At 66.8% G+C, this 9,419-nt stretch carries 12 protein-coding genes; 9 read left to right on the forward strand and 3 right to left on the reverse strand.

Features of this window, described 5'->3' with window-relative positions; all coding sequences use genetic code 11:
- Positions 1-13 precede the first annotated feature (13 nt).
- Positions 14-598: a DUF7090 family protein gene (locus NDI54_RS02015; RefSeq protein ID WP_310894814.1), complete on the forward strand. Its 585-nt coding sequence runs from the start codon at positions 14-16 to the stop codon at positions 596-598.
- A 241-nt stretch (positions 599-839) separates the two neighbouring features.
- Positions 840-998 (forward strand): DUF7563 family protein, encoded by a 159-nt coding sequence (locus NDI54_RS21510; RefSeq protein WP_044952319.1) that lies wholly within the window; start codon positions 840-842, stop codon positions 996-998.
- A 101-nt stretch (positions 999-1,099) separates the two neighbouring features.
- Here the strand turns inward: NDI54_RS21510 and glmM are convergent, their stop codons facing one another.
- Both glmM and NDI54_RS02025 read right to left on the reverse strand, forming a co-directional pair.
- Positions 1,100-2,416 carry a phosphoglucosamine mutase gene (gene glmM / locus NDI54_RS02020; RefSeq protein WP_310894815.1) on the reverse strand — a complete coding sequence of 439 codons (1,317 nt, stop codon included), beginning with the start codon at positions 2,414-2,416 and terminating at the stop codon, positions 1,100-1,102.
- Between the two features lie 209 nt (positions 2,417-2,625).
- The gene (locus NDI54_RS02025) at positions 2,626-2,802 is read right to left on the reverse strand and encodes a hypothetical protein (protein ID WP_406600161.1); all 177 of its coding nucleotides are present in this window, start codon (positions 2,800-2,802) and stop codon (positions 2,626-2,628) included.
- 58 nt (positions 2,803-2,860) lie between these two features.
- Here NDI54_RS02025 and rpiA point away from each other — a divergent pair, with 58 nt between their 5' ends.
- Entirely contained in the window at positions 2,861-3,541 is a 681-nt protein-coding gene (rpiA, locus tag NDI54_RS02030) for a ribose-5-phosphate isomerase RpiA (RefSeq protein WP_310894817.1), read from the forward strand.
- Positions 3,542-3,593: 52 nt separating this feature from the next.
- Here the strand turns inward: rpiA and NDI54_RS02035 are convergent, their stop codons facing one another.
- Entirely contained in the window at positions 3,594-3,761 is a 168-nt protein-coding gene (locus NDI54_RS02035; protein WP_137683435.1) for a DUF1931 domain-containing protein, read from the reverse strand.
- Between the two features lie 289 nt (positions 3,762-4,050).
- Between NDI54_RS02035 and larB the strand changes: the two genes are divergently transcribed.
- The 6 genes from larB (at position 4,051) to NDI54_RS02060 (ending at position 9,397) form a co-directional block, all read left to right on the forward strand.
- Positions 4,051-4,812 carry a nickel pincer cofactor biosynthesis protein LarB gene (gene larB, locus NDI54_RS02040; RefSeq protein ID WP_310894818.1) on the forward strand — a complete coding sequence of 254 codons (762 nt, stop codon included), beginning with the start codon at positions 4,051-4,053 and terminating at the stop codon, positions 4,810-4,812.
- Between the two features lie 105 nt (positions 4,813-4,917).
- Positions 4,918-5,067 (forward strand): DUF7563 family protein, encoded by a 150-nt coding sequence (locus NDI54_RS21515; protein ID WP_455032221.1) that lies wholly within the window; start codon positions 4,918-4,920, stop codon positions 5,065-5,067.
- Positions 5,068-5,094: 27 nt separating this feature from the next.
- Positions 5,095-5,379, forward strand: coding sequence for a GIY-YIG nuclease family protein (locus tag NDI54_RS02045; protein WP_310894819.1), 285 nt, complete (start codon positions 5,095-5,097; stop codon positions 5,377-5,379).
- Positions 5,380-5,542: 163 nt separating this feature from the next.
- Positions 5,543-6,940 (forward strand): phosphoglucomutase/phosphomannomutase family protein, encoded by a 1,398-nt coding sequence (locus tag NDI54_RS02050; RefSeq protein ID WP_310894820.1) that lies wholly within the window; start codon positions 5,543-5,545, stop codon positions 6,938-6,940.
- A 43-nt stretch (positions 6,941-6,983) separates the two neighbouring features.
- A complete protein-coding gene (locus NDI54_RS02055) occupies positions 6,984-7,748 on the forward strand; it encodes an ABC transporter ATP-binding protein (RefSeq protein ID WP_310894821.1) in 765 nt (254 codons plus the stop codon).
- A 2-nt stretch (positions 7,749-7,750) separates the two neighbouring features.
- Entirely contained in the window at positions 7,751-9,397 is a 1,647-nt protein-coding gene (locus NDI54_RS02060) for a hypothetical protein (RefSeq protein WP_310894822.1), read from the forward strand.
- Positions 9,398-9,419: the final 22 nt, after the last annotated feature.

Raw genomic sequence — 9,419 nt, forward strand, 5'->3', positions numbered from 1 at the left:
CCTTGATGTGCATATGGAGTATACGCTGGCGATCGACAACGCGCCGGAGACCGTTCCGGGTGGCACGGGAATACTGCTCCTGCATCCGAGTACTGGCGAGACGGACCGACTGGACACGGACTTCCTTGCGACCGATACGGACTCGATGCTCGTCATCTCGACCCGGACCACCGCGCGGGAGGTCAAGCAGAAACTGGAGTACTACGAGGTCGACGAGTCGAAGGCGACCATCCTCGACACGCTGTCGGTCGAACGCGGCTACACCCGCCGCCGGTCCGAGGGCGTCCGGTACGTCTCCGCCCCCGACGACCTGTCCGGGATCGTCTCGGAGACGGAGACGTTCCTGCAGGACCACGACGGCAAACTCCGTGTGACCTTTGACTCGCTAACGGAGCTCATCTACTACGCCGACGAGGAGGGCGCGCTGTCGGCCGTCGAGGACATCCTCGACCTGCTTTCGGAGTACGACGCCGTCGGGATGTTCCACCTCGCCGACGAAGTCCACGATGAGGAGACGGTCGCAGCGTTCCAGAGCCTCTTCGACGGCGTCATCGAGCTATCCGAGGACGGAACGGTGACCAGTTCCTTCGACAAGTAGATCGACGCGGTCGGTCCCTGCGTCCGTCGCGTCTGTGGCGACCGCCCGACACTGTCACGTCCGTCGAAGTCGCCGGTGGTTTCCCGGACGACGAGTGTTCGGCCGTACCGAACACCTGACTACTGTTTCTCCAGTCCGAACGAAACCGTGTTTTTCCCCGACAGGGACCCCAACGGCCAAGTATGGGATCACCTACCAAACCAATAACAATTAAGAGGGTATAACCCACATACAGGGGTGTATGCCGGAATGCCAGAACTGCGGTAATTTTGTAACGGCTGACTACGCGCGTGTGTTCACGCCGAACGGGGTCGAAAAGCCCAGGGTCTGTCCGCAGTGCGAAGACAAGATTCGCGACGGGGCAGATGTCCGTGAGGCTCGGTCCACGCGTCGCGGCTAATCGAACCGGGGCAGGAACCGCCGCCCTGTGACCTGATCGTTGCGGGGGCGCTCTCCGTTCCGGTCGCGTTCACAAGCGACCGCGCTTCTCTCTCGTGTTAGTCAGGACAAAGCATCGGTCAGGAGCGTCCGTGCCTCCTCGAACACCGCGTCGGCACGGTCCGGGTCCCGGGCTTCGGCGGTAATCCGGACGAGGGGCTGGGTGCCGCTGGCCCGCAGGAGAAACCACGCGTCCCCGAGGTCGACGCGGACGCCGTCGAGCGTCGTCACGTCGTCGTAGGCGTCGGTCACCGTCTCTCGAACGCGGTCCATCACCGCGGCCTTCGCGTCGGTTTCGACGCTGTCCCGGCGGATCGGGTAGTCCGGTACATCGGCGGCTCGGTCGCCCAGCGGGCGCTCGCTGTCCAGCGCCGCGACGGTACAGGCCGCCAGCGGCCCGTCCGGACACAGCGTCCGGTCGGGCCAGATCCACGCGCCGCTGGGTTCCCCGCCGAAGGCCACACCGTCATCGCTCGCGGCCTCGGCGACGTACACGTCCCCGACCGGGGTGTACTCGACGGTCACGTCGATGTCGTCGAGGTGGTCCGCGACGGCAAGGCTCGTATCGACCGGCACGGCGACTCGTTCGCCCGGTGCCGCCGCGGCGCGGGCGAACACGGCCAGTAGCACATCGCCGGAGAGGAAGGTTCCGTCGGCCGCGACCGCCCGCATCCGGTCGGCGTCGCCGTCGTGGGCGACCCCGAGGTCCGCGTCGGACTCGGCCACCAGCGTCGCTAGCGACCCGCAGTTCTCGGCTTTCGGCTCCGAGGGGCGACCCGGGAACGCGCCATCGGGCTGGCCGTTGAGGGTCTCGACGGAACACCCCAGCGCCGAGAGGGCGTCGACGCTGACCCGGCCCGCGCCGTTGCCGAGGTCCACGACGACGTGGCTGTCGAGGTTCGTTTCGCCGACTTCCGCGACCAGCGCCTCGACGTGGCGCTGGCCGGCGTCCCACGATTCAAAGTCGCCGCTTTCGTCCCAGTCGGCGGGCTCGAACGCATTTTCGTCGAGTCGCTCCTCAATGGTCGCTCGGAGAGCCGCGTCGAAGGCCTGCCCGCTGGGCTGCCAGAGCTTGATGCCGTTGTCCTGTGGCGGGTTGTGGCTGGCTGTCACCGCGACGCCGGCGTCGGCGTCCTGCCAGGCCACCGCCCGTCCGATTGTCGGCGTCGCCGCGCCACCGAGATCGACCACGTCGACGCCGCTCTCCCGGAGCCCGGCCACCAATGCTGCCTGTAGGTACTCGCCACTTTCACGCGGGTCCCGGCCCATGACCACCCGCTCGCAGTCGATGCCCAGCGCCCGCCCCACGGAGAGCGCCAACTCGGCCGTCACCGTCTCGCCGACGGGACCCCGGATCCCGCTCGTTCCGAACTGTGTCATTACTGGCTCCTGCGTCGGGCGACCCCTAAAACCCATCCGGCATCGGGCAGGTAGCAGTTTCTCAAACAAAGACGACTGTAGAGTGTTAGAAAGCCCCACCCAACCTGGATTGTCTAACCGGCTATTGATGGGGGGTTCTGGCTGTTTAAAAACTCTATTGACCACCACCGATCAGGCGTTGTGGGCCGTGACAACGAGTCCACAGCCGGTTACTGCGACGACGACCACTCACAGGCCGTCCCGGTAGTCAGGCCCTCGTCGTCGATGTGGGCCGACAGACAGCCGTAGTTACAGAACTGCCCCGTCGGCTCGCCGTCGGGCGACTCGCTGACGTAGAGGGGGTCGTGGTCCTCGACCGGAGAGCCACAGTACGTGCAGTCGGTCATACGAACACTTGCGCCCGGGAGAACAAACGTTTTGTCCGCGACTGTCGACCCACTGGACATGAAACAGGGCGGCTCCGACGCGGCGAAACGCGCAGCGGGGGAATCGGCGGCCGAGGCGGTCGAAGACGGGATGGTCGTCGGCCTCGGCACGGGGTCGACGGCGGCCCACGCCATCCGGGCTATCGGCCGGGCGGTCGACGCCGGCCTCGATGTCGTCGGTGTCCCCACCTCCTTTCAGTCCCGCGAACTGGCTCGTGACTGCGGGATTCCGCTGGCCGACCTCGACGACGTATCGGTCGACCTCGCCATCGACGGGGCCGACGAGGTGGCCGGCGGCGACCTCGTCAAGGGCGGTGGCGCGGCCCACGCCCGTGAAAAGGTGGTCGACGCGAGCGCCGACCGCTTCCTCGTCGTGGCCGATCCAACGAAGGCGGCCGACAGGCTCTCGGTCCCAGTACCCGTCGAGGTGCTCCCGATGGCCCGCTCGACGGTCGCCGAAGCCGTCGCTGAGCTGGGCGGCGATCCGACGCTCCGCCGTGCAGAGCGCAAGGACGGCCCGGTCGTCACCGACAACGGGAACCTCGTCCTCGATTGTGATTTCGGCGGCATCGACGACCCCGCGGCGCTCGCCAGCGACCTCTCGGCGCTCCCCGGCGTCGTCGAGCACGGGCTGTTCGTCGATATGGCCGACGAAATCCACGTCGGCACCGCTGACGCCGTCACCGTCCGGGACGTATAGAGGTAGCTATCGCTGGTCAGGTTGCGTCAAAAAAACGTCGCTCAAAACGACCTTACAGGTCGCGCGGCTGGACTGTCTTGCGGTCGTTCTCGTCAGCGCGGCGGGCTGCGTCCTGAAGCAGCTCCTCGACTTCCTCGTCGAGTGCGTCGTAGAAGTCGGACGCTACGTTCATGTCGCTGAGCTCTTCCTTAACGGCGGCTTTGACGATTAGGTCTGCCATACAGACGAGGTATCGACGGGGGTTACTTATATACTTTCTCCAATCCGTTCGCTCTCGCCGCTATTCCCGGCAGTCTGAGGCGTTATACGGCACGTAACCCCTTATAAATCCACCATTCTGACCGGATATATGGGTCATAATACGCGGTTCGGACAGCTTCAAACGGCAATGGTTGGGTAAATCGCGTCATACGTCGCTCACGCGCGCTCGCAGCGGAATCGGCCCTGATGCGGTGGAACAGCAATGCCGGACCGACGGATAGGAGTGGCCGGGTCGCTGAATGGGTCCCATGCGCGACATACTCGATTCGGTTGCGGCGGGTGACCTCTCCCCGGCGGAGGCCGAGGCGGCGCTTGCAGGCTATGCGACCAGCGGAGCCGGTCGGTTCGACGCCGCCCGGGAGGACCGCGCGGGTGTCCCCGAGGCCGTCCTCGCGGACGGGAAGACCCCGGGCGAGGTAGCAGACCTGGCGGCGACAGCTATCGAAACGACGGGCCGGGCTATCGTGACACGGCTCGATACAGCCACTGCGACGGCTGTTCGGGAACAACTGGCCGAGACCGATCCAGATGCAACGGTCCGATGGGACGACCGCTCGAACTGGCTGGTGGCGACGACGCCGGCGTTCGAGCGTCCGTCGCTAGACGCGTCAGTGGGCATCATCACGGCCGGAACGTCCGATGCCGTCCCGGCCGGGGAGGCCGCGCTTATCGTCGAGGAGATGGGCGCGACCGTGACCCGTATCGACGATGTGGGCGTCGCGAGCCTCGCCCGGACGATAGATGCGGTCGACGCGTTCCGGGACCAGGACGTACTCATCGTCGCGGCGGGCCGCGAAGGCGCGCTCCCGACGGTTATCGCCGGACTCGTCGATGTCCCGGTTATCGGTCTCCCTGTCTCGACGGGCTACGGCCACGGCGGCGAGGGCGAGGCGGCGCTCTCGGGCCTGCTCCAGTCCTGCACCGCCCTCTCCGTGGTCAACATCGACGCCGGATTCACCGCCGGGACGCAGGCCGGCCTCATCGCCAGACAGCTCGACGATGCGCGGTAAAGGCCTGGCCGAAGTTGGGAGGGAATACCCAAGCATTTGGGTAAACGCCTATGTGTCCCACACGCATAGAAATAGGCGTCGGCGGTGGTGTCGCCGACGAACACGATGCCTGAATGTGATCATTGCGGCGCGCACGTCTCTGACAGATTCGCCCGTGTGTTTGCGGACCAACGCGGACACATCCGGGCCTGCCCGAACTGCTCGGCGAACGCTGGCATTGCCGAGGTATCGAGAGAGCGCGCCCACGAAGTGTGAGGCCCACTGGGCCGGGAGCATCGTGCGATGACCACCACGCGGAGCCCTTACTACGTGTACGTCCTCCACTGTAGCGACGACACGTTTTACACCGGGTACACGACCGACGTGGAGCGCCGCGTCCGCGAACACGACGCCGGCGACGGCGCGAAGTACACGCGTGGCCGGACGCCGGTCGAACTGGTTCACGTCGAGACGTTTGATTCACAGTCCGCGGCGATGAGCCGCGAGTGCGAGATCAAGCAGTACACCAGAGCGGAGAAGGAGCGTCTCATCGAGGCCAGCGAGGCCGAAGCGGACTTTGAACCCTGAACCCCGAGAAATCGTAGCTCGGTCTCGCAATCGGCCGGTCGTGGGGATCATGTGATAGCGTCGCCGTCACGGGGAGCTATCTCTGCCCTCTTGTAGAGCGAACGGAAATGAAGGGTAGGTTATGAGGCGTGATTTTTTGTCGGGGGGCTGAGAACCGCGAGACATGACTAACGACGCGGATGTCGACGCAGGCGCAATCGCCTTCGGGACGGACGGCTGGCGGGCGACGCTGGACGTGTTCACAAAGCCCCGAGTACGGATGGTGGGCCAGGCCGTCGCCACCACCCTGCAGGAGCGAGATGCGACCGGGACCGTCGCCATCGGGTACGACGCCCGCGAAACCTCGCCCGGGTTCGCCGACGAACTCGCACACGTGCTGCGTGCGAACGGCTTCGACGTGCTCCTGCCGGACCGGGACACGCCGACGCCAATTGTCGCCTGGACGGTGAAAGACCGCGACCTCGCGGGGGCGCTCCAGATCACGGCCAGCCACAACCCGCCGGAGTACAACGGCGTGAAGTTCATCCCCGGCGACGGCGCACCGGCCCTGCCCGACTGGACGGCCGCCTTCGAGGAGAACCTCGCCGTCCTCGACCCGCTACCCGAAGACGAGTGGGGCGAACGAACAGAGGAGGATCTCATCGGCCCGTACCAAGAGCACGCGCTGGAGTTCGTCGACACCGACCTCGACGGCCTGCCGGTCGCCTACGACGCGCTGTATGGCAGCGGTCGCGGCGTGACCGACGAACTCCTCGAAGCGGGCGGCGCTGACGTGACGCGGCTCAACTGCGTGCAGGACCCCGACTTCGGCGGGGGCTCCCCCGAGCCGTCGGCGGAGAACGCCGAAGGGCTCGTCGAGGAAGTCAGCCACGGCGACGCCGCGCTGGGGATCATCAATGACGGCGACGCCGACCGCATCGGCGTCGTCACGCCCGACCGGGGCTATCTGGACCCGAACCTGTTTTTCGCCGCGATGTACGACTTCCTGCTTGAGGACGGGACGGGCGACGTTGTCCGGACGGTCTCGACCTCCAGTATCGTCGACCGCGTCGCCGAGGCCCACGGTCAGAACGTCCACGAGGTCGCCGTCGGCTTCAAGTGGGTCGCTGAAGCGATGGCCGACCACGACGCCCTGTTCGGCGGCGAGGAATCGGGCGGGTTCGGCCTGCCGGACCACCTCCGGAACAAGGACGGCGTACTGGTGGCGCTGGTCGCCGCTGCCGCCGAACACGAGGAATCGCTCGATGCTCGCGTCGACCGACTGCTGGACGAACACGGCGAGATACACCAGAGCCGGATCAGCGTCGACTGCCCGGACGACCGCAAGGAGCCGGTCCTCGAAGACCTCGAAGTCGCGCTCCCGGAGACGCTGGCGGGGGTCGCCGTCGACGGCATCAACACGGTCGACGGGTTCAAGATCCGGCTCGAAGACGGGACGTGGGTGCTGGTCCGCCCTTCGGGCACGGAGCCGAAGCTCCGCGTCTACGCCGAAGCGTCGAGCGAGGCGCGCGTCGAGGAGCTACTGGAAGCGGGCCGGGACCTGGTCGAGCCGCTAGTCTGACAGAAACCAAACCTTTTCGGCGGTGTTATCCAAGCGCTAACACATGTCCGAGCCCTCCGCCGCAGTCGCCGCCGAGTCCCTGACAAAGCGCTACGGACCCACGACGGCTGTCGACGAACTCGACCTCAGCATCGAACGCGGCGACATTTACGGATTCCTCGGCCCAAACGGTGCCGGGAAGACGACCACGATGCGCATTTTCACCGGCCTCATCGAACCGACCGGCGGCGAAGCACGCGTCGCGGGCGTCCCCTGTACGGACCGGCGCGCGCTGGTCGAAGACATCGGCCTCATGCCGGAGACGCCGCCGCTGTACGACCAGCTGACCGGGCGCGAGCAGCTGCAGTTCGCGGCTGATCTGCGGAACGTCCCCTGGGAAACCGTCGCTGACACCGCGCTGTCGCTGTGTGCGTCACTCGACCTCCGTGCGGATCTGGACCGCCGCATCGACGGCTATTCGAAGGGAATGGGCCAGAAACTCTCGTTCGTCCAGGCCGTCCAGCACGATCCCACTGTCGTCTTTCTCGACGAGCCCACGTCCGGATTGGATCCCCGGGCCGCGAAGACACTCCGGGAACTGATCACTGATCTCGCGGACGGGGACACGACGGTGTTTCTTTCGACGCACATCCTGCCCGTCGTCGAGGAAATCGCCGACGTGGTCGGGGTACTCCACGGTGGCCAGTTGGTGGCCGAGGGGTCACCGGCAGAGCTGACCGCTGCCGCGGCGCGCGACGAGGGTGACGGCGCTGACCTGGAAGACGCCTTCCTGGCACTGACCACTGACGACGGTACCGCCTGGGCCTGACGATGGGTGACCGCGCTCAGACCCCGGGCGAACGTGGTGACCGGTACGTCCGGAGTGACGCACGCGATGCCTGGGTCGTCGTCCGGACCGAGCTTCGCGCTCGCGTCCGCCAGACCCTGGAGACGCCCCGACAGCTCGTCAGTGTCGCGGTGTTGCTCCTGCTGGTGGGAATCCTCCTCCCGCTGTTTGGTGTCGGCGCGGCGCTGTCATACGGTGCGTCGCTAGCGAGCGGGCCGCCGCCGGTCGGACGGACCGGGGTGCTCGTCGCTGCAGCCATGGGTGCTGGCCTGTATCTCGGCTTCTCGACCGCGTTCCAGCAGCTTCAGCTCGGGACGCTCAGTCCGCTCGTCAGAACCGCAGTTCCGCCGCGGGCCGTCGTCGTTGGGCGGCTCACGAGCGAACTCACACAGGCGCTGGTGTTCGTCGTCCTCCCCGCAGGGTTGTTGCTGCCAGCCGTCGCCATTGGTGCCCGGAACCCCATCCCCGCGGTTCTGTTGGCACTGGGCCTCGTGCCCGCTTTGCTTGGGTCGGCATTTGCTGGCCGGCTGCTGGGCGAGGGCCTCGCGTTCGCAAACCGATGGCTCGGCGTCAGTACCTGGACCAAGGGGGCAGCAATTCTCGCCGCCACCGCAGCGGCGTATCTCGGGACGCAGATGTGGCTGGAGTCCGTGTTTCCGGACTCGTCCGGGACTGCGACGGAGGCCGGCCTGCAGACGATTGTCCCCGGCGCGCCCCTGCAGGCGTACGCGAGCGTCATCCTCGCGCCCGTCGGCGCACAGATACGGCCGCTGGGACTCGTCGTTGGGGCCGTACTGGTCGCCGCCGTTCCGCTTGCCCTCGCCGCGACTGTGCGGTTCGAATCGTGGCTCCTCCAGCGTGAACCCGAAGCGGACCGCGACGGAACCGGACACGCCGACGAAAGCCGGCCCGTAGCCGCGCCGTTTCGCGCCACGTCCGCCACCCGGGTCGCCTGGCGGTACCTGCTCCGGACCCGCCGCGACCCCGCGATGCTGGCCCACCTGTTCCCGATCTTCGTCGGCAGCCTGGGTATCCTGTCGACGGCCGCGACCGACCTCGATACGGCCCTGTGGCTAGCCCCGGGGACAGCCGTCATCGTCGGGGCCGCCCTCGCCGGCGGTGCGTACTGCCTGAACCCGCTGGGTGACGACCGCAACCAGTTACCGCTCGTACTTACCAGCACCGGGTCGACCGCGATGGTACTCCGCGGTCGCGCACTCGCTGGCATCACGCTCGGACTACTGTTTGCCTGGGGCCTCGCCGTGCCCCTCGAACTGGCCGATGGCTCCGGCACCCACACCGTTGCCCTGGCGCTCTTTGCCCCCATCCTGCTCCTGGCCGGCGCTGGGACGGCACTCGGGATGGGCGCGCTGGTGCCGAAGTTCGAACGGAGCGAGTACCTCAACGTCGAGCGAGCCCACCCCTCGCTGCTCGTCTCCATCGGCTACATGCTGGGGTCGATACCCGTCGGTATCATCGGGCTGGTGCTGTTTCCCACTGCGGTCGGTGACCCTTCGGCTCTCCATCTCGCGGCACTTGGCACCTACGTCCTCGTCATCGGCGCTATCGGTCTGGCCGGTTACGCCGCCGCCGTCCGCCGGTTCGACCGACTGACGCTCGATGACATCTGAGAATCGGTGCGGCTGGGCGTCT

This window comes from Haloarcula terrestris (assembly GCF_031624315.1).
Lineage (GTDB): Archaea > Halobacteriota > Halobacteria > Halobacteriales > Haloarculaceae > Haloarcula > Haloarcula terrestris.